Origin of the sequence: Actibacterium sp. EMB200-NS6, from assembly GCF_001305615.1 — a bacterium.
In the GTDB taxonomy this organism is placed as follows: Bacteria; Pseudomonadota; Alphaproteobacteria; order Rhodobacterales; family Rhodobacteraceae; genus Actibacterium_A; species Actibacterium_A naphthalenivorans.
On sequence record NZ_CP010869.1, the window covers coordinates 842,129 to 860,913 of the forward strand.

The window sequence follows — 18,785 nt, forward strand, 5'->3', positions numbered from 1 at the left end:
AAGGATTGAGACGATGAAAACCTTTCCGATGTTCCTGAAGATGGCCGGCCGCGACGTGGTGATCGTGGGCGGCGGCGAGCAGGCCGCGCAGAAAGCCCGGCTGATGCTGAAGACAGAGGCGCGGCTGATCCTGCTGGCCCCCGTGCTGGACGAGGAGCTTCAGGCGCTGGTCGATACTGGCCGTGCTGTGCATGACACCGGCGCCATTGGCCCCGCGCGTTTCGCCGATGCGGCGCTGGTATTCATCGCCACCGGCTGCCCCGGGCTGGATGCGGCCGTCCACGCGCTGGCCAAGGCCGCCGGTGCTGTGGTCAATGTGGTGGATCAGCCCGCGCTCTGCGACGCGCTGACCCCGTCGATCGTTGACCGTGATCCGGTGGTGGTGGCCATCGGCACCGAAGGCGCCGCGCCGGTTCTGGCCCGCCAGATCAAGACCCGGATCGAGACGATGCTGGAGCCGCGCCTGGGCGAGTTCGCATCGCTGGCCGGGCGGATGCGGGCTGCGGTGGCGCAGCGGGTTCCGCGCGAGGGCCGCCGCGCCTTCTGGCGCTGGGCCTTTTCCGAAACGCCGCGCCGGATGCACGCCGCAGGGGCCGAGCGTGACGCTGCCCGCGCCTTGAAAGATGCCATCGCCGGCGGCGGCGCGCCGGATGCCGATGCCCCGGGTGTGATCAGCCTTGTGGGGGCCGGGCCGGGCAGCGCGGATCTGCTGACCATGCGGGCCGTGCAGCGCCTGCAGGAGGCCGACATCATCTTTTACGACCGGCTGGTTGATCCGGCGGTGCTGGAGCTTGCGCGTCGCGATGCGGAACGCGTGTATGTCGGCAAGGCGGTAGGGGCCTGTGCCTGGCCGCAGGAGCGTATCGATGCCATCATCGTGGCAGCGGCGAAACAGGGCAAGCGGGTGGTGCGGCTGAAAAGCGGCGATCCCTGTGTCTTTGGCCGGGCCAGCGAAGAGCTTGCCGCCGCCCGCGCCGCCGGTCTGACGGTCGAGATCGTGCCGGGCGTCACGGCGGCCACGGCGGCGGCGGCCAGCATCGGCCAGTCGCTGACAGAGCGGGGCCAGACCGATCGGCTGGTCTTTGCCACCGGCACCTGCCGCGATGGCGACGAGGCGCCCGACTGGGGGCGGATCCTGACGCCCGGCACCGCGCTGGCGCTTTACATGGGCGTGCGCAAGGCTGCGGAGATTCAGCACAGCCTGCTTGAGTCGGGCCTGCCGCCCGAATCCATCGTCGAAATCATCAGCGCCGCGAGCACCGTCAACGAACGCCATGTAAGCGCCAGGATTGATGCGCTGGCCGAAACGATCGAAATCGAAAAGGTTCCGAGCCCGTCGATCCTTCTGGTTCGCCGCCCCAAGCATTTTGCCGACGCGCAATGCGCCGACGACGTGCCGCTGCGTTTGTCGGCCTGACGGAGGCTGCCGGGGGCGGGGTGCGGGCCTTTCGCGCGGGCCGACCCCGGATGCGGGCGGTGTATGTGGCCGCAGGATTTTCAACCGCCTTGCCGCCCCTTCCGACAGGGGCGCCGGGCAGGGTTCGCTGTCTTGCAAATCCAGGTGTGCATAGCCCCCGCGCGCTGCACGGCGGCCCGCGCGGCCACCTGTTCGGATATGTCCCGGCGCTGGCCGGCCGTGCTGGCGTGGGATGGCGCGCAGCGGCGGGGTACGGATACGCCGGGTCGGGCTCTGCCCGTTGCCGCGCCAGATAGGCCCGCGCGTTGGCGCCGGGAAAAGCGAAGCGGCATTGAACCACAGCCTCGCCCGCCCCGCCGTGCGGCTCGGGGCTGGCCCCGGCCCGCGCGGCGTGGCAGGCTGTATCCGAAACCTGCCGTACCGCCAAAGAGCGGGCGGCGGCAGGTGCGAAGCTTGAAGGGTTCCCCAACGGGGGCGGTTGAACATGTTTGTGCGTATCGCGGCGGCGGCTGCATTTATATTAATTTTATCAGCCATTTACTGGCTGTCGCGCTTTGGTGCCTTCAGCCCCGAAGACGCCGCTCCGGGCGACCGGGACTGGGCGCATGCTGTGGCGGCGCCGGCGCTTTCGGGGGGCTGCGCGGCGGTGCCATGCCCGGTTGAGGTGACGCTTTTCGGCGCCAGCATCTTTCGTCGCGGCGATTGGACCGATGCGCTTGCCGCCGAGTTGACGGCCTGCCACGGCGCCCCGGTGACGATCCGCAAACTGGCGCTTTCGGGGGCCTCCAGCGCCTGGGGGAGGGGCCAGATGGAGGGGCTGTTCGATACCGATCTTGTTGTCGTCAGCTTTTCCGGCAATGACGCGTCGCTGTGGCGTGGCCTTGCGCTGAAGCAGAGCCGCGCAAACCACATCGCCTTTATCGAAGCGGCGCGGACGCGGGGCATCCCGATCTATCTGGCGACGATGAGCCCGGCCCGTTCTGCCAAGGCATTGGCCCGCCCCGGCCAGGCCGCGTACAAGGCGCTCTACCGCACGCTCGCGCGCGACCATGGCGCGGGGCTGATTGACGATGCGCCGCGCTGGGCCGCGCTGCCCGAGGCCGCGCTGAAGGCGGCCATCCCCGATGGGCTGCACCCCACGCAAGACGCCCTGCGCGCTATCGCCGTGCCCGGATTCTCGCGTGTTCTGGGCAACATTCTGTGCCGCAATCGCGGATCGCCCGATTGATTGGCCCGATCGCGTTGACAGGGCGATACCCCTGTTCTAATCGACAAAAAAGTTCGCATAACCAAGTGCATATGCTCAAGAGCGGAGATACAGGTTGTCAGTTGTAGCGGTAATCCGGCGCACGATCTTCAGGAAGGTCGTTCTGAACGTCACACATTTTCTGTATCGCAACATCTACGGCATGGATATCGGCGAAAACACCCGCATCTCTTGGGGGGCGCGGCTGGACAAGACCAACCCAAAGGGCATTCACATCGGCGACTACACCGCCGTCACCTCGGGCGCGTCGATCGTGACGCATGACTTCGTTCACCGCGAATGGAAGGATGTGCATATCGGCAAGAACTGCTTTCTCGGCTATAACTGCATCATCCTGCCGGGGGTGACCATCGGCGATGGCTGTATCATTTCGGGAAACACGGTTGTGGGGCGCGATGTGCCGCCCAACTCCGTGGTCATGGGGAATCCGGGGCGCGTTGTCGAACGTGACATCAAAACCGGGTATTGGGGCATTCGTCTGGACAAGGGCAACGACTCGCCCATTGAGCATTAAGTAAGAGGTACGTCTTGGATAATCTTGAAACCGATATCCGCCGGGTTTTCGCCGATGTCTGGCTTTCCGAAAAGGGCAGCGATGCGCCCGAGCTTGCCGATGACACGGTGCTGCTGGACAGCGGGCTGGACAGTCTGGGCTTCGCCATCTTCGTGTCCCAGCTTGAGGAAGAGCTGGGGTACGATCCCTTCACCCTGAGCGACAACGCCTATTATCCGCAGACTTTTCAGGAGTTTGTGGCGTTCTACCGCCAATACAAGCCAGCCTGATGCCCTGCCTGTCGCAACAGATCGCGGCAGCCAGCCGCGCGCGGCCCCTTGTCATCTCGGCCAGCGGCAGCCTGTCGCCGCAGGCGGCGGCGTCGATCGGCGCCGCTGCCGATCTTTCGCCCGATGACAGGCTGGCGATCAGCGTTTCCGATCCGCGTGTTCTGATCGAAACGCTGCTGGCGCTGGACGGGCAGGTGGAAACCCTGCTTCTGGTTTCCTATGCCCAGCCGCCCGAGATCGTGCGCAAGCTTGCCGATGCGGCGGGTTGCAGCGCGATCGTTACCGACCGGGCCGATCTGGCCGGGGCCGGCGATCTGCGCCGCCCCGATCAGGTGCGCGGCGACCGGCACCGGGCAGAGCCGCTGCCGACCCGGTGGTTGATGACCACCTCCGGAACCACCGGTGTGCCCAAGATCATCGCGCATTCGCTGAAATCGCTGTCACGCACCGTTTATCGCTATGGCGCTGATCGCAACCCGGTCTGGGGGCTGCTCTATGACCCGACCCGGTTCGCCGGGATGCAGGTCACGCTGCAGGCGCTGATCGGCGGCGGCACGCTGGTCGCGCCCGATACATCGCTGCCGCTGGCCGAACAGGTGGCCGAGCTTGCACGCCACGGCTGTACGTTCCTTTCCGCCACGCCCACCTTGTGGCGGCGGCTGATGATGGTGCCGGGCATCCGGGACGTGCCGCTGGGCCAGATCACCCTGGGCGGTGAGATCGTTGATCAGGGCATTCTGGACGCGCTGCGCGGGGCCTTTCCCGATACGCGGATGACCCATATCTATGCGTCCACCGAGGCCGGCGTCGGCTTTGCGGTGAATGACGGGCGCGCCGGCTTTCCGGCGGCCTATCTGAAGGCGGCGCCGACGGGTGTGAAGATGAAGCTGGTCGATGGCATCCTGTGGCTGCGCCCGCCGGTTGCCGGCGCGGCCGGCCACAAGGACCCCGCGATCGAGATCGACGCCGAAGGCTATGTCTGTTCGGGCGACCGGATCAGCCTTGAGGGGGACAGGGCGTTCTTTCTGGGGCGCGACAACGGCTCGATCAACGTGGGCGGGGTGAAGGTGTTTCCCGAGGTTATCGAACGGGTGATCACCGGCGTGCCCGGCGTTGCGATGGCGAAGGTTTCATCCAAGTCCAATCCGATCACCGGCGCGCTGATCGTGGCCGAGGTGCAGCTGGCGGGTGATGCGGACCGGGCGGAGATGAAACCGCGGATCATCGCGGCCTGCCGCGACGGGCTGGAGCGCGAGGCGGTACCCGCCATGGTGCGTTTTGTAGAGAGTTTTCAGGTTAACGCCGCGGGCAAGCTGGTCCGATCGGCGGCGAAAGGATGATGGAATGAAAACCGTAGTTATTACCGGCGTATCCCGTGGCCTCGGCCTGGCCACAGCGAAACGGCTGAGCGCGGACGGGTATAACGTGGTCGGCCTCAGCCGCAGCCTGAGCGATGGCTACAAGGCGCTGATGGCCGAACAAGAGGGGCGCGTGCATTTCATTCCTTTCGATGTCGGCGATCTGGATGCCATCCCCGGCGTTGTCAGCAGCATCACCAAACAGCACGGGCGCATCTGGGGGCTGGTCAACAACGCGGGCATCGGCGCGGACGGCATTCTGGCGACCATGCACAAGACAGACATCCTGCGCGTGATCGAGGTGAACCTGACGGCGCCGATCATCTTTGCCAAATATATCAGCCGGGGGATGCTGGCGGCGCATGAGGGGCGGATCGTCAACATTTCGTCGATCATCGCCTCGACCGGGTTCCACGGCCTGGCCGCCTATGCCGCCAGCAAGGCCGGGCTGGAGGGGTTCACCCGCTCGCTCTCGCGCGAGGTTGGCAAGATGGGCATCACCGTCAACTGCATCGCGCCCGGATATATGGAAACCGAGATGACCGGCGGGCTGGACGTGCACAAGATGGCATCGATCCGTCGCCGCGCGCCGCTTGGCCTGCCCGAGGTCGAGGATGTGACGGGCGCGATCGCGCTGCTTCTGGGGCCGGATGGCAACCGGATCACCGGAACCGTGATCACCGTGGATGGCGGCAGCACCGCCTGAGGGCGCCGGTCAGTCCGCCGACACCGGCAGGAACGCGCGCAGGGCGGCCTCGAATTCCCGGGGTTTCTCGGCATGCAGCCAGTGGCCGGCGCCGGGGATCCTCGCAAAGACCGCATTTGGAAACAGCGCCTTTATCAGGGGGCGGTGGCCGGGCTGCACGTAATCGGAGTCCGCGCCTGACAGAAACAGGGCCGGGCCGTTGAACTGGCCGGTGATATCGGGAAAGCCGATGATCCGGGGCATTTCCGTTTCCAGCACATCCAGATTGAGCCGCCAGCGCCGTTCTTTCACGTCCAGCGACTGCAGAAGAAAGGCGCGGACCGATGGGGTTTCAATCTCTTCCGCCAGCAGCGCATCGGCGTCGGAACGCTTTTCGACCTGCGCCAGGTCCAGCGCGCGCATGGCGTGGATCAGATGCGCCTGGGTGTGCCCATAGACCACCGGCGCGATATCGGCCACCACCAGACGATTGACAAGCGAAGGCTGCGTCAGCGCTAGCACCATCGCGGCCTTTCCGCCCATCGAATGGCCCAGCACATCCGCCCGGCCGCCATGGGCCTTGATGACCTGCATCAGATCATCCGCAAGATCGGGATAGGAATGGGTCGGAAACCACGGGCTTTCCCCGTGATTGCGCATGTCCACGGTGATCACCTGCCGCGTGTCGGACAAACGTTTGGCGATGACGCCCCAGTTGCGCGCGGACCCAAACAGACCGTGGACGATCAGAAGCGGCGGGTTGGCCTCGTCGGAGCCGAAAATCGTGGTGGCAAGCGGCATCGTCGGGGCGGCCTATTTGGTGGGGCGCCGGCATGCGCCGGCGCGGCAGATAAACACGGCGCCCCTTATGACAGGGGCGCCGAGAGATCATGCTCAGACAAAAAGAAAATCGATTTCGTTGTGGCTGAGCTGCATGTCTTCCAGTGTTATCGAATTGATGCCGCCATCGCCATAGGTGATTACAGTGTCTTCACCCACGAGTGACGTGCTGACGGAAGAGGCCCGGGCGCCGCCAAGGTCGATCTTGATGCTGTCGAGCTTGACCTGAAAATCGGTGATCGTGTCGTCGCCCATTTTGCCATGATCGAAAATGAACACATCGCCGCCACCGCCGCCCGTCAGCACGTCGTTTCCGGCGCCGCCGTTCAGCTTGTCCTGGCCCTTGCCGCCGAGGAGGGTGTCGACCCCGCCCTGGCCGAACAGCTTGTCGGCCCCGTCGCCACCGTTCACGACATCGCTCTTGTTGCCGCCCTTGAGCGTATCGTTTCCGCCCTGGCCCAGCAGGCTGTCCTTGCCGCCCCCGCCGAGCAGGGTATCCGCGCCGGCGCCGCCCTTGAGCGTGTCGTTCCCGTTGCCGCCGTTGAGCGTGTCATTTCCGCCCTCGCCGAGCAGGCTGTCCTTGCCGCCCGCACCAGTCAGATCATCCGCGCCGGCGCCACCCTTGAGCGTGTCGTTGCCGCCGCCGCCGTCAAGCGTGTCTTTGCCGGCCTCGCCTTTCAGTACATCCTTGCCGGCACCACCCTTCAGCTTGTCATTTCCACCCTGGCCCAGAATCCTATCGTTGCCCGCGCCGCCCGAAAACACATCGCGCGTGTCGGTGCCCGTGATCTTGTCGTTTTCCGTGATCGTGACGCCGGGAATATCGGCGATTGCGAATATCGTGCCAGGGCCAAAGGGGCCGGGGCCGGGATCGCCGAAGAAGGTTACCTGAAAATCGGCGAAATTCTCGAGGTCCAGGGTTCCCTCATACCATCCGGGAGGGCTGTCGCCGCCCAGAATGAGCATGAATTCATTGTCGTAATTGCTGCCGCTAGTCGTCCAGAATGAGCTTAAAACGGCGGAGTTTCCACCGCCCCAGCCTATTCCGGCGATCTCTTCATAGAAACTGTCGGACGTGAGGTCGAAGCTTGTGCCGCCGGTCGTTGTGCCGGTGAGCTGGTACACTTCGCCAACGTAATCGGGGACTGCCCCGCTTTCATCATCCCACTGCTCGCCGGTAAGAGTATAAGAAAGAGTGGTCGAATTGTCCGGTGCCACGATGGAGACCGAGGCACCGCTTTCCCAATCCGAACTTTCACTGTTGCCATAGAAGTAGTGCGTGCCAAAATAGGCGGGTATTGTGTAGGTTGTCATTGCTGTCACCCTGGGTGGAAAATAATGGAATGAGCCTCTTAAACCACTGGCACGTGAAACTCTTTTGACGAGGCTGCGGGAAATTAATCATTGTGAACGGGGCTTGCGTCTATCTTCATGCCGTCGTCTTGCTTCGTGCGGATGGCGCGTGGCCGAAAATTTGTGCGGGCAAACGTGAAACTGCCAATTCGCGCAGCACCGGGGCGGGAAACATGAACAGTTTGCCGGGAATCCCGGGGTGCCGGGCAGCATGCTGTGGTGAGCATCCATCCTTGGGAATTCAGGTATCCGGTAATTGGTAACTGGTAGAGGGGGGAGATGGCCGAGAATATCGCCCGAACACGCGAATCCGAGATTTCACGCCTGTTGCGTGACAAGCTGGGCGCGCGCGGAAACGATCTGCCGGCCCGGCTGAAACAAGCGCGCCGACAGATGCCATTCAAAGTGCAGCCGGAGGCGGCCGTGATGGCCGATGCCCTGGAAAAGAGGGCACATCCCAAATTGATGAAGCAGGTTGATCTGCCCCGCCTGCAAACTGCCGAACGCAGATTGCTTGATCATCTGAAGGCAATCGATACATCCGACCGGCGCAAAGGCGCCATTCTGGGCGCGTTGGCCGGTCTTTCGTTCAACCTGTTCGTGCTGACCGGGCTGATCACGGGCATTTTGCTCTGGCGCGGCCTGCTCTAGGCCAGAGGCGGAGGGGAAGGAGGGCAGGGGGCCCTCCTTCCGGTTTCTTCAAAGCTCGGGGTAGATCGGGAAGCGTTTGCACAGCGCCATCACCTCGGCCTTGACCTTAGCTTCCACCGCGCTGTTGCCCTCTTCGCCATTGGCGGCCAGCCCGTCGACCACTTCGACGATCCAGTCGGCGATCTGGCGGAACTCAGGCGCGCCGAAGCCGCGGGTGGTGCCCGCCGGTGTGCCCAGCCGAACGCCCGAGGTGACCATCGGCTTTTCCGGATCGAAGGGGATGCCGTTCTTGTTGCAGGTGATATGGGCACGCTCCAGCGCTTTTTCGGTGGCGTTGCCCTTCACCCCCTTGGGCCGCAGATCGACCAGCAGCACATGGGTGTCGGTACCGCCGGTGACGATATCGAGCCCGCCCTTCATCAATTGATCGGCCAGCGCCTGGGCGTTCTTGACCACTTGCGCGGCGTACTCCCTGAACTCGGGGCGCAGCGCCTCGCCGAAGGCCACCGCCTTGCCGGCGATCACATGCATCAGCGGGCCGCCCTGAATGCCGGGGAAGATGGCCGAGTTGATCTTTTTGGCGATCGCTTCGTCATTGGTCAGGATCATGCCGCCGCGCGGACCGCGCAGGGTTTTATGCGTGGTCGTGGTGGCCACATCCGCATGGGGGAAGGGCGAGGGGTGCTGGCCACCCGCCACGAGCCCCGCGAAATGCGCCATGTCGACCATCAGATAGGCGCCGACACTGTCGGCGATCTGGCGCATCCGGGCAAAGTCGATCTGCCGCGGAATGGCCGAGCCGCCGGCGATGATCAGCTTGGGCTGATGTTCTGTCGCCAGCGCCTGCACCTGATCGTAATCCAGCAGGCTGTCCTGCTTGCGCACGCCATACTGGATCGCGTTGAACCATTTGCCCGACTGATTGGGCCTGGCACCGTGGGTCAGATGCCCGCCGGCATCCAGGCTCATGCCCAGAATGGTGTCGCCCGGCTGCAGCAGCGCGGTATAGACGCCCTGATTGGCCTGAGAGCCGGAATTGGGCTGCACGTTGGCAAAGCCGCACCCGAACAGCTGCTTGGCGCGCTCGATCGCCAGGTTTTCGGCGATGTCCACGAACTGACAGCCGCCATAATAGCGCCGCCCCGGATAGCCTTCGGCGTATTTGTTGGTCAGGACAGAGCCCTGCGCCTCCATCACCGCCTTGCTGACGATGTTCTCGGACGCGATCAGCTCGATCTCGTCGCGCTGGCGGCCCAGTTCCAGGCCGATGGCCTCGGCGATCTCGGGGTCGCGGGTGGAAAGGGATTCGGTAAAGAATCCGGCGTCACGGTGGGGGGCGTTCATGTGCGTCTCCTGAAGGATGCGGATTTGCGGCGTATTTAACTGACAAATTTCTGTCACGAAAGGGCACAAAGGCGGCGGCAATCGGGGAATTCGCGAAATGCGCGTCGCGCATGGGAAACTTTTGTGCCTGGCAAGGCATCGAAACGCGCGGGTTGTTCCGGCTTCGGGAGTCTTTGCATATCCACCGGCATCCGCCTACACAAACCCGGCGGGGGTTGAGTTCCCCGCGCGGCGCGGGAAACTATGCGCCATGGAAGGGGCCTGTCATGCCAAGAACCAAAATCGCCTTTATGGCAAGCGGGACCGAAACGTCGAACGCGGCGCATCGCGCATTGGCCGCCGAATATGGCGACGTTCCCGCCGAAGAGGCCGATGTGATCGTGGCACTGGGCGGTGACGGCTTCATGCTGCAGACCATGCACGCCACCCAGCATCTGGATACACCGGTTTACGGCATGAACTGCGGCACCGTCGGCTTTCTGATGAACGAATACCACGAAGCGCACCTGCTCGACAGGCTGTCGGCGGCCGAGGAAGAGGTGGTCAACCCGCTGCGGATGCGCGCCATCGGGGTGGACGGCAAGGTGCATGAAGCGCTGGCGATCAACGAGGTGTCGTTGCTGCGCGCGGGGCCGCAGGCCGCCAAGCTGCGGATTTCCGTGGATGGCAAGGTGCGCCTGGACGAGCTGGTTTGCGACGGCGCGCTGGTCTCGACCCCGGCGGGGTCCACAGCCTACAACTATTCCGCGCACGGGCCGATCCTGCCGATCGGCTCGGATGTTCTGGCCCTGACGGCGATGGCGGCGTTCCGGCCCCGCCGCTGGCGCGGCGCGCTGCTGCCGAATACGGCGCAGGTGCGGTTCGACGTGCTGCAACCCTCCAAGCGCCCGGTGATGGCCGATGCCGACAGCCGCACCGCCGGGCTGGTCATCTCGGTCGAGATCACGAGCGATCCGACGATCCGGCACCGCATCCTGTTCGATCCCGGTCACGGGCTCGAGGAGCGGCTGATCCGCGAGCAGTTCGTCTAGGCGCCGTTCTTGCCGGTCTTGGCCCAGCTTTCGCGCTTGCGGTAGAGCGTCGAGGGCGAGACATCGAGCACGCGCGCCGCTTTCGGCACCGAGCCGCCATGGCGCGAGATCGTTTCCTCGATCACCAGCTGCTCGATCTCGGCCAGGGTCATGCCCATCAGCCCGTCGAGCGTGATATGCGGCTTGGCCTGCTCGACGGTCGCGCCCGGGGCGAAGGGGCTGGCCAGCCGCTCGCGCTCATGGTGAAGCTCGATCGGAAGCATGTCGAGCGTGACCAGCGGCCCGTCGTTCAACACCACCACATGGCGCAGCACATTCAAAAGCTGGCGCACGTTGCCCGGCCAGCTGAGGTTGCGGAACAGGGATTTCACCTCGTCCGAGAGGCCGTGAAAGCTCCGCCCTTCCTCGCGCGCGAACTGGCTCAGTGACACTTCGGCGATCTCGACCACATCGCCACCGCGCTTGCGCAGGGGGGGCAGGTGGATGGGCACCACATGCAGGCGGTAATACAGATCCTCGCGGAAGCGCCCGCGCCGGACCTCTTCCAGCGGGTCGCGGTTGGTGGCGCAGATGATCCGCACGTTCACCTTGTGCGGCTTTGGCGCGCCCACCGGCTGAATCATCGAGGTTTGCAGGAACCGCAGCAGCTTGGTCTGCAGGTTCAGATCCATCTCGCAGATCTCGTCGAGAAACAGGGTCCCGCCATCGGCCACGGCGGCGGCGCCGGGCTTGTCGACGATGGCGCCGGTGAACGACCCCTTGAGATGGCCGAACACCTCTGATTCCAGCAGGTCGGAGGGGATGGCCCCGCAATTGAGCGGCACGAACGGGCCGCTGGCGCGATGCGAGGTGGAATGCACGGCCTGCGCGCAGATTTCCTTGCCGGTGCCGCTTTCGCCGGTGATGAACACCGTCGCCATCGACCGGCTGACCGAGCGGATGCGGTCGTAGACCTCTTGCATGACGGACGAAGAGCCGACGAATGTGCTGATCAGCGCGTCATTGGTGGTATGGCGGGGGCGCTGGCCGCGCGCGCGGGCGCCGTCGGCCAGCGCGTTTTCCACCGCATGAAGAAACCGCTGTTCGTTGAATGGCTTGAGCAGGAACTCGTATGCCCCGTTGCGCATCGCCTCGACCGCGCTGTTGATCGACCCGTTGGCGGTGACAACGATGACGTTCGTCTCTGGCTCCAGCTCAAGGAAATCGCACATCAGCTCCTGGCCGGAGCGGTCGGGCAGCATCAGGTCGAGCAGCACGACCAGCGGCCGTATCTTGCGGAAATGTTGCAGCCCCTCTGCGGCGGTTCCGGCAGAGACCACATCATAGCCCGCGCCGCGCAGCACCGATTCATATACCATCTGCAGTGACGGGGTGTCTTCGATCAGCAGCAGCTGGGTCATGCCACCCCCGCGTTGAAACGGTCGGAATATTCGGTGTCCAGCATCAGCAGCACATCGTCGATCAGTTTCAGCACCCGCGGCGCCAGCGGCTGGATGAGCATCAGATCCTTTTGATGCGCCGCGTCGTTCAGCGTCTCGGCGACCCGTTGCAGCTCGGCCGAGCCGATCGCCCCCGCCAGGGAGATGAGAACATGGGTCCGCCCGCGCAGCAACGCGAAATCGGTGCGCTGCAATCCCTCGTGGACACCGGCGCGGACGTTGCCGATATCCTGTCGAAGACGGTCCAGCAGCTCCTGCGCGTCCTTGTCGCCCGCCAGCGCGAGAAGGCGATCCAGATGCACGGCGCTGACTGCGGGCGTATTCGGCTTTTCGATCGGGCGGACCGCGCCGATACTGCCGATACTCTTGTCCAGGATCGCCGAGATCGCCTCTCCGAAGGCCTCCAGGCTCATGATCGGCTTGGCAAGGATGCCATCGGCGCCGGCTTCGTAAATCTCATCACGGTTGGCCGACAGCACATAGGCGGTGATGGCCAGAACCGGCAGCGTGTCGGCCGCGAAGCCAAATTCCTCGCGGCTGCGCAGGGTGCGGATCAGATCGAGCCCCGACAGGCGCGGCATTTCGATGTCTATCAGGGCGAGATCGAATTCGTTGCTGTTGAGAAGCTCGAGCGCTTCGCGGCCGTCGGCGGCGATCAGGCATTGCGCGCCGAGCGTGTCCAGCATCTGCCGTATCAGCAGTTGGTTGGTCGCGTTATCCTCGGCCACCAGCACGGTCCAGCCTGACAGGTCGGGCAGTTTGTCGGCGCGGCCCGGTACGCTGACGCCGGGCGCCCAGGCGGCGCGCGGCAGCAATATCCCGACCTCGGCGCCGCCTTCGGGGCGATTGCGCACCTCCATGCGGCCGTTGATCTGGTGAACCAGGTCATGGACGATGTGCAGCCCCATGCCGGTTCCCGGCGTTTCGCTTTCGGGCGGGCGGCCGCCGCGTTCGAACAGCAGGGACTGTGCCGCCTCGCTGAAGCCCGGCCCGTCGTCCCGAACCGTCAGGTGGAGCGTTTCCCTGGCGCCGATGCCAACCGACAGGGTGACGTTTCCGGCCTTGGTGTGTTTCATCGAATTGCCGATGAGATTGGCCAGAATACGCTCCAGCGCATTCTGCTTGGTCCCGATCATCGGCGGCAGATCCGCCGCCAGATCCAGTATAAAACCAAGCCCGTGCGAATGCGCATGCGCCGCCCAGCGTGCTTCCACATCTTTCAGGAACGAAACGAAGTTCAGATCCCGCGGCTGCGCGTCGCCGGGGCCCGCCTCGCCGGTGACAAGGGCAAGCACCTCGTCGCTGAGGCGGGCAAGCTGTTCGCCGGCGCTTCGGGCCCGTTGCAACTGTTGTTTCGATGCGTCGTCCAGCGGTTCCAGATCGGCCAGCGCCAGCCCGCCAATGATATCGGAGACGGCGTTGCGGATGTCGTGGCCAAGAAGCGCCGCCCGCGCGCTGACAGCAGATTTGCCCTCGGGTCGGGAGTGTCGGCTTTCTGTTGGGGTCACGAACCAGCTCCCTTTCCTATACGAGTACTACAATACACGATGCACTCGTTAAGGTTGCATCACCCCTTTTTAACGCGCGCGGGATCGGTGCACCAACCTGTCTTATTTGGCAGGTTGGTGCACCGGGAGCCGCCTAATCAGCAGCAGCAAAGCCCAATGTTCTCAACGCGTCCGCAATTTCGTCCAGAATTGCGGGATCGTCAATCGTGGCGGGAATCTTGAAGGGTTCGCCATCGGCGATCTTCACCATCGTCGCCCGCAGGATCTTGCCCGAACGGGTCTTGGGCAGGCGGTCGACCACGCAGGCCAGTTTGAAGGCGGCCACCGGGCCGATCTGATCGCGCACCATGGCGACGCATTCCCGGATCACATCGGCCTCGGCCTTTTCGCTGCCGGCGTTCAGGCACAGAAACCCGAGCGGAAGCTGCCCCTTCAGCGCATCGGCCACGCCGATCACCGCGCATTCGGCCACATCGGGATGGGCGGCCAGCACCTCTTCCATCGCGCCGGTCGAAAGGCGGTGGCCCGCCACGTTGATCACGTCATCGGTGCGGGCCATGATGTAGAGATAGCCGTCGTCGTCCAGGTATCCGGCATCGCCGGTTTCGTAATAGCCGGGGAAATGCTCCAGATAGCTTTTGCGGAACCGGTCTTCGGCGTTCCACAACGTCTGCAGCGTGCCGGGCGGCAGCGGCAGCGGGGTGACGACCGCGCCCAGCTCGCCCTTGGGCAGTTCGTTGCCATCGTCATCGAGGATCTTCATCGCGTATCCCGGCAGCGGCACCGAAGGCGAGCCCAGCTTGACCGGCAGCAGTTCGATCCCGACAGGGTTGCAGACGGCGGGATAGCCCAGCTCTGTCTGCCACCAGTGATCAATCACCGGCACGCCAAGCTGATCCTGCGCCCAGGTGATGGTGTCGGGATCGGCGCGCTCGCCGGCAAGGAACACCGCGCTGAGGTTGCTGAGATCGTACTCGCGGACAAGCTCGCCCTTCGGATCCTCGCGCTTGACCGCGCGAAAGGCGGTGGGGGCGGTGAAGAAGCTCTTGACCTTGTGCTCCTCGATCACGCGCCAGAACGTGCCGGCATCGGGGGTGCCGACCGGCTTGCCCTCGAACACCACGGTGGTGTTGCCGTGAACCAGCGGCCCGTAGCAGATAAAGCTGTGGCCCACGACCCAGCCGACGTCGGACGCGGCCCAGAACACCTCGCCGGGTTTGACGTTGTACACATTCTTCATCGTCCAGTGCAGCGCCACCAGATGGCCGCCGGTCGAGCGCACGACGCCCTTGGGCTGGCCCGTGGTGCCGGAGGTGTAAAGGATATAGGCCGGGTGGTTCCCTTCGACCGGCACGCAGTCGGCCGGCTGCACGCCGTACTGAAAGCCGTGCCAGTTGTAGTCGCGGCCTTCCTCCAGATGCGCGACTTCCTGTTCGCGCTGGAAGATCACGCAGAAATCGGGCTTGTGGCTGGCCTGCTCAATGGCGCCGTCGAGCAGCGGCTTGTAATGCACGATCCGCCCCGGCTCGATGCCGCAGGAGGCCGCGATGATGCATTTGGGTTTGGCGTCGTCGATCCGCACCGCCAGCTCATGCGCCGCGAACCCGCCGAAGACCACCGAATGCACCGCGCCAAGCCGGGCGCAGGCCAGCATCGCCTCCAGCGCCTCGGGGACCATCGGCATGTAGATGATCACCCGGTCGCCCTTTTCCACACCCTTGGCCCGCAGCGCACCGGCCAGGTTGGCAACGCGGTTGCGCAGCTCGAAATACGGGATCTCGCGCTTGGTATGGGTTACCGGACTGTCATAGATCACGGCGGTCTGATGCCCGCGCCCGGCCTCTACGTGGCGGTCCACCGCGTTCCAGCAGGCGTTGACCATGCCGTCGGAAAACCATTCGTACATCGGGGCGTTCTCGTCGAACAGCGCTTTGGAAGGGGGCCTGTCCCAGTCGATCGCCTGTGCCGCGTCCATCCAGAAAGCTTCCGGATCCTTTTGCCACGCCTCGTAAACTTCGGTGTACCCCATGGTATGCTTCCTCCTCCTCTTTGTAATCGTGTTACGAAGCGGCGAGGCACGGGGCAAGCTATATCCGTCGGTAAGGGCACTGCTGCGCGCCAAAGCCGCGCAGCACCCCGCTTGGCAGAGCCTCAGCCGTAATGCGCGACCGGGGTTCCGGCCAGCGCGGACATGTTCAGCAACCCGCGTGCGGTGATCGACGGGGTGGCGATATGGGCGCGGTTGCCCATGCCCATCAGGATCGGCCCGACCTCGAGCGCGCGGGCGCGGAGCTTCAGGATGTTGCGCACACCAGAGGCTGCATCGGTATTGGCGAAGACCAGAACATTGGCGGCGCCTTCGATCCGGGAGCTCGGGAAGATGCGCGCGCGCAACGCCGGGTCCAGCGCGGAATCGATGTGCATTTCGCCTTCATAGCGGAAATCCGGCTCGCGCAGTTCCAGAAGCTCCAGCGCCCCGCGCATCCGGCGGCCGGTATCGCAATCGAGGTTGCCGAATTCGGAATGCGAGCACAGTGCAATATTGGGCTCCATGCCGAAGCGCCGCACATGGCGGGCGGCGCCGATCACGGTTTCGGTGATCTGTTCGGGCGTCGGTTCGGGGTGGACATGGGTATCGGCGACGAACAGCGGACCATCCTCGAGGATCATGAGGCTGAGCGCGCCCACCGGATGCAGCCCGTCGCGCGCCAGAACCTGCCGCACATAGTTCAGGTGCCACAGATACTGCCCGAAGGTGCCGCAGATCATGCTGTCGGCCTCGCCCCGGTGCACCATGATCGCCGCGATGGCGGTGGTGTTGGTGCGCATGATCGCCTTGGCCAGATCGGGCGTCACGCCGCGCCGGGCCATCAGCTCGTGATAGGTGCCCCAGTAATCGCGGTAGCGGGGATCGTTTTCCGGGTTCACGACCTGGAAATCCCGGTCTTCGCGGATCGTCAGCCCGGCGCGTTCGCAGCGGCTGGCGATCACGTCGGGGCGGCCGATGAGGATGGGCTTGTCGGTGGTTTCCTCCAGCATCGCCTGCGCGGCGCGCAGCACACGCTCGTCCTCGCCCTCGGCGAAGACGATGTTGCGCTCGGCCTGGGCGGCGGCGGCAAAGACCGGGCGCATGATCAGCGCCGACCGGAAGACGGAGCCGTCGAGCTGTTCCTTGTAGGCGGCGAAATCGGTGATCGGGCGGGTGGCGACGCCCGATGTCATCGCCGCCTTGGCGACGGCCGTGGCCACGATCCCCATCAGGCGCGGGTCGAAGGGTTTCGGGATCAGATAGTCGGCGCCGAAGGTCAGTTGCTCGCCGCGATAGGCCTCTGCCGCCTCGGCCGATGTCGTCGCCCGGGCCAGCGCGGCGATGCCCTCGATACAGGCAAGCTGCATGTCATCGTTGATCTCGGTCGCGCCCACGTCCAGTGCGCCCCGAAAGATGAAGGGGAAACACAGCACGTTGTTGACCTGGTTGGGATAATCCGACCGGCCCGTGGCGATGATCGCATCGGGCGCCACCGCGCGGGCGGACTCGGGCATGATCTCGGGCGTGGGGTTGGCCAACGCGAAGATGATCGGGCGTTGTGCCATCTTGCCGACCATTTCGGGCGTCAGGACATTCGGCCCCGACAGGCCGAGAAACAGGTCGGCGCCTTCGATCACGTCGCCCAGCCCGCGCAGATCGGAGGGCTGCGCAAAGGCCGCCTTTTGCGGGGTCATATCCTCTTGCCGGCCTTCGTAGACCAGCCCCTGGATGTCGCAAAGCCACACGTTTTCACGCTTGACCCCAAGCTTGAGCAGCATGTTCAGGCAGGCAATCCCTGCCGCGCCGCCCCCGGTGGACACGACCTTGATCTCGCTGAAATCCTTTCCGGCCACGCGCAACGCGTTGGTCGCCGCGGCGCCCACCACGATGGCGGTTCCGTGCTGATCGTCGTGGAAGACGGGAATGTTCATCCGTTCGCGGCACAGCTTTTCGACGATGAAACACTCGGGCGCCTTGATGTCTTCGAGGTTGATCGCGCCGAAGGACGGCTCCATCGCGCAGACGATATCGGCCAGCTTTTCGGGGTCGCTCTGGTTCAGTTCGATGTCGAAACAATCGATATTGGCGAATTTCTTGAACAGGACGGCCTTGCCCTCCATCACCGGTTTCGCGGCCAGCGCGCCGATGTTGCCCAGCCCCAGAACAGCGGAGCCGTTGGTGACCACCGCCACGAGATTTGCGCGTGCGGTATAGCGCGCGGCGGTCTGGGGGCTGGCCTTGATCTCCAGACAGGCTTCGGCGACGCCGGGCGAATAGGCGCGGGAAAGATCGCGCCCGTTGGCCAGCGGCTTGGTCGCGCGGATCTCCAGCTTTCCGGGCTTCGGATATGCGTGATAGTCGAGTGCTTCGTCGCGCGCCGATTTTGCCTTGTCGTCCGCCATGGCTCCCCTCCCTGAAGATAGTTTAATGCTAAACTAAAATGCGCATACCGCATACGCGGAAACATTTCGGCATGCAAGCCGAACATCGCATCCGCCGCTTTCGCCGCTATCTTGCCGGAAATTTTGCCGGGCTGCCATGGCTGAAATCGCGGTGCTTTGCCGCCGGTCGGGGGTGTTTTCCCTCGCCGGGCCGGGCGGGGCGCGGATTAACGTATCGGCAAGGATCGCGCTCAGGCTTGCATCCCCCTGCGCCCCGCCGCAGATTGCAGGCAGGAGGATCGCCAATGACACTCGTCGATGCAGCCAGGGCCGTGCGCGAGAACGCCCATGCCCCCTATTCCAATTTCAAGGTCGGCGCCGCGATCCGTGCCAAAAGCGGCGCGGTCTATACCGGCTGCAATGTCGAAAACATCGCCTATCCCGAAGGAACCTGCGCCGAGGCCGGCGCCATCGCCGCCATGTGCGCGGCCGGGGAATACGAGATCGCCGAGGTCGCCGTGATCGCCGACAGCCCGGCCCCCGTGCCCCCCTGCGGTGGCTGCCGTCAGAAACTGGCGGAGTTCGCCGCCGGCGACGTGCCCGTGACCATGGCCACCACCGCGGGCCTGCGCGAAACCGTCAGCGTGGCGGGCTTGTTGCCCGGGGCCTTTGGCGCCGCGCATATGGAAAAGGGATAGA

At 64.6% G+C, this 18,785-nt stretch carries 16 protein-coding genes; 9 read left to right on the forward strand and 7 right to left on the reverse strand.

Going from position 1 to position 18,785, the window contains the following annotated elements:
* Positions 1 to 13: 13 nt before the first annotated feature.
* The 6 genes from cysG (at position 14) to TQ29_RS04260 (ending at position 5,531) form a co-directional block, all read left to right on the forward strand.
* Positions 14 to 1,417: a siroheme synthase CysG gene (gene cysG / locus TQ29_RS04235; protein ID WP_054538144.1), complete on the forward strand. Its 1,404-nt coding sequence runs from the start codon at positions 14 to 16 to the stop codon at positions 1,415 to 1,417.
* Positions 1,418 to 1,901: 484 nt separating this feature from the next.
* A complete protein-coding gene (locus tag TQ29_RS04240; protein WP_082386516.1) occupies positions 1,902 to 2,645 on the forward strand; it encodes a GDSL-type esterase/lipase family protein in 744 nt (247 codons plus the stop codon).
* Between the two features lie 94 nt (positions 2,646 to 2,739).
* Positions 2,740 to 3,198: a DapH/DapD/GlmU-related protein gene (locus TQ29_RS04245; RefSeq protein ID WP_207642692.1), complete on the forward strand. Its 459-nt coding sequence runs from the start codon at positions 2,740 to 2,742 to the stop codon at positions 3,196 to 3,198.
* Between the two features lie 14 nt (positions 3,199 to 3,212).
* On the forward strand, positions 3,213 to 3,467 hold the full coding sequence (locus tag TQ29_RS04250; protein ID WP_200878907.1) for an acyl carrier protein: 255 nt from the start codon (positions 3,213 to 3,215) through the stop codon (positions 3,465 to 3,467).
* Entirely contained in the window at positions 3,467 to 4,807 is a 1,341-nt protein-coding gene (locus tag TQ29_RS04255) for an AMP-binding protein (RefSeq protein ID WP_054538146.1), read from the forward strand. Before TQ29_RS04250 ends, TQ29_RS04255 begins: the two co-directional genes overlap by 1 nt.
* A 4-nt stretch (positions 4,808 to 4,811) precedes the next feature.
* Positions 4,812 to 5,531: an SDR family NAD(P)-dependent oxidoreductase gene (locus TQ29_RS04260; protein ID WP_054538147.1), complete on the forward strand. Its 720-nt coding sequence runs from the start codon at positions 4,812 to 4,814 to the stop codon at positions 5,529 to 5,531.
* A gap of 9 nt (positions 5,532 to 5,540) precedes the next feature.
* On the opposite strand, the gene TQ29_RS04265 is transcribed toward TQ29_RS04260, so the two are convergent.
* Both TQ29_RS04265 and TQ29_RS04270 read right to left on the reverse strand, forming a co-directional pair.
* Positions 5,541 to 6,311 (reverse strand): alpha/beta fold hydrolase, encoded by a 771-nt coding sequence (locus TQ29_RS04265; RefSeq protein WP_054538148.1) that lies wholly within the window; start codon positions 6,309 to 6,311, stop codon positions 5,541 to 5,543.
* Between the two features lie 93 nt (positions 6,312 to 6,404).
* Positions 6,405 to 7,664, reverse strand: a complete 1,260-nt coding sequence (locus TQ29_RS04270; RefSeq protein ID WP_054538149.1) for a calcium-binding protein — start codon at positions 7,662 to 7,664, stop codon at positions 6,405 to 6,407.
* 366 nt (positions 7,665 to 8,030) lie between these two features.
* Between TQ29_RS04270 and TQ29_RS04275 the strand changes: the two genes are divergently transcribed.
* A complete protein-coding gene (locus TQ29_RS04275) occupies positions 8,031 to 8,354 on the forward strand; it encodes a hypothetical protein (protein WP_157445510.1) in 324 nt (107 codons plus the stop codon).
* Positions 8,355 to 8,402: 48 nt separating this feature from the next.
* On the opposite strand, the gene glyA is transcribed toward TQ29_RS04275, so the two are convergent.
* The gene (glyA, locus tag TQ29_RS04280; protein WP_054538151.1) at positions 8,403 to 9,698 is read right to left on the reverse strand and encodes a serine hydroxymethyltransferase; all 1,296 of its coding nucleotides are present in this window, start codon (positions 9,696 to 9,698) and stop codon (positions 8,403 to 8,405) included.
* Between the two features lie 266 nt (positions 9,699 to 9,964).
* On the opposite strand from glyA, the gene TQ29_RS04285 reads away from it, so the two are divergent.
* On the forward strand, positions 9,965 to 10,729 hold the full coding sequence (locus TQ29_RS04285) for an NAD kinase (protein ID WP_054538152.1): 765 nt from the start codon (positions 9,965 to 9,967) through the stop codon (positions 10,727 to 10,729).
* Here TQ29_RS04285 and TQ29_RS04290 read toward each other — a convergent pair.
* From TQ29_RS04290 to TQ29_RS04305, 4 genes are all read right to left on the reverse strand, one after another.
* Positions 10,726 to 12,129 carry a sigma-54 dependent transcriptional regulator gene (locus tag TQ29_RS04290; RefSeq protein ID WP_082386517.1) on the reverse strand — a complete coding sequence of 468 codons (1,404 nt, stop codon included), beginning with the start codon at positions 12,127 to 12,129 and terminating at the stop codon, positions 10,726 to 10,728. The genes TQ29_RS04285 and TQ29_RS04290 overlap by 4 nt on opposite strands.
* The gene (locus tag TQ29_RS04295) at positions 12,126 to 13,676 is read right to left on the reverse strand and encodes a hybrid sensor histidine kinase/response regulator (protein ID WP_054538154.1); all 1,551 of its coding nucleotides are present in this window, start codon (positions 13,674 to 13,676) and stop codon (positions 12,126 to 12,128) included. The genes TQ29_RS04290 and TQ29_RS04295 overlap by 4 nt, the downstream gene beginning before the upstream one ends.
* 133 nt (positions 13,677 to 13,809) lie before the next feature.
* Positions 13,810 to 15,705: a propionyl-CoA synthetase gene (locus tag TQ29_RS04300; protein ID WP_054538155.1), complete on the reverse strand. Its 1,896-nt coding sequence runs from the start codon at positions 15,703 to 15,705 to the stop codon at positions 13,810 to 13,812.
* A gap of 122 nt (positions 15,706 to 15,827) precedes the next feature.
* Entirely contained in the window at positions 15,828 to 18,107 is a 2,280-nt protein-coding gene (locus TQ29_RS04305) for an NADP-dependent malic enzyme (RefSeq protein WP_054538156.1), read from the reverse strand.
* Positions 18,108 to 18,391: 284 nt separating this feature from the next.
* Here TQ29_RS04305 and TQ29_RS04310 point away from each other — a divergent pair, with 284 nt between their 5' ends.
* Complete coding sequence (locus tag TQ29_RS04310; RefSeq protein WP_054538157.1) at positions 18,392 to 18,784, forward strand: cytidine deaminase; 393 nt, start codon at positions 18,392 to 18,394, stop codon at positions 18,782 to 18,784.
* The last annotated feature ends 1 nt before the right edge of the window (position 18,785 follow it).

Bases quoted from the DNA above. Each gene is read 5' to 3' on its own strand.
- TQ29_RS04270 (WP_054538149.1), bottom strand. From the start codon at position 7,664: ATGACAACCTACACAATACCCGCCTATTTTGGCACGCACTACTTCTAT.
- TQ29_RS04240 (WP_082386516.1), top strand. From the start codon at position 1,902: ATGTTTGTGCGTATCGCGGCGGCGGCTGCATTTATATTAATTTTATCA.
- TQ29_RS04285 (WP_054538152.1), top strand. From the start codon at position 9,965: ATGCCAAGAACCAAAATCGCCTTTATGGCAAGCGGGACCGAAACGTCG.
- glyA (WP_054538151.1), bottom strand. From the start codon at position 9,698: ATGAACGCCCCCCACCGTGACGCCGGATTCTTTACCGAATCCCTTTCC.
- TQ29_RS04260 (WP_054538147.1), top strand. From the start codon at position 4,812: ATGAAAACCGTAGTTATTACCGGCGTATCCCGTGGCCTCGGCCTGGCC.
- TQ29_RS04255 (WP_054538146.1), top strand. From the start codon at position 3,467: ATGCCCTGCCTGTCGCAACAGATCGCGGCAGCCAGCCGCGCGCGGCCC.
- TQ29_RS04310 (WP_054538157.1), top strand. From the start codon at position 18,392: ATGACACTCGTCGATGCAGCCAGGGCCGTGCGCGAGAACGCCCATGCC.
- TQ29_RS04265 (WP_054538148.1), bottom strand. From the start codon at position 6,311: ATGCCGCTTGCCACCACGATTTTCGGCTCCGACGAGGCCAACCCGCCG.
- TQ29_RS04300 (WP_054538155.1), bottom strand. From the start codon at position 15,705: ATGGGGTACACCGAAGTTTACGAGGCGTGGCAAAAGGATCCGGAAGCT.
- TQ29_RS04305 (WP_054538156.1), bottom strand. From the start codon at position 18,107: ATGGCGGACGACAAGGCAAAATCGGCGCGCGACGAAGCACTCGACTAT.
- cysG (WP_054538144.1), top strand. From the start codon at position 14: ATGAAAACCTTTCCGATGTTCCTGAAGATGGCCGGCCGCGACGTGGTG.
- TQ29_RS04290 (WP_082386517.1), bottom strand. From the start codon at position 12,129: ATGACCCAGCTGCTGCTGATCGAAGACACCCCGTCACTGCAGATGGTA.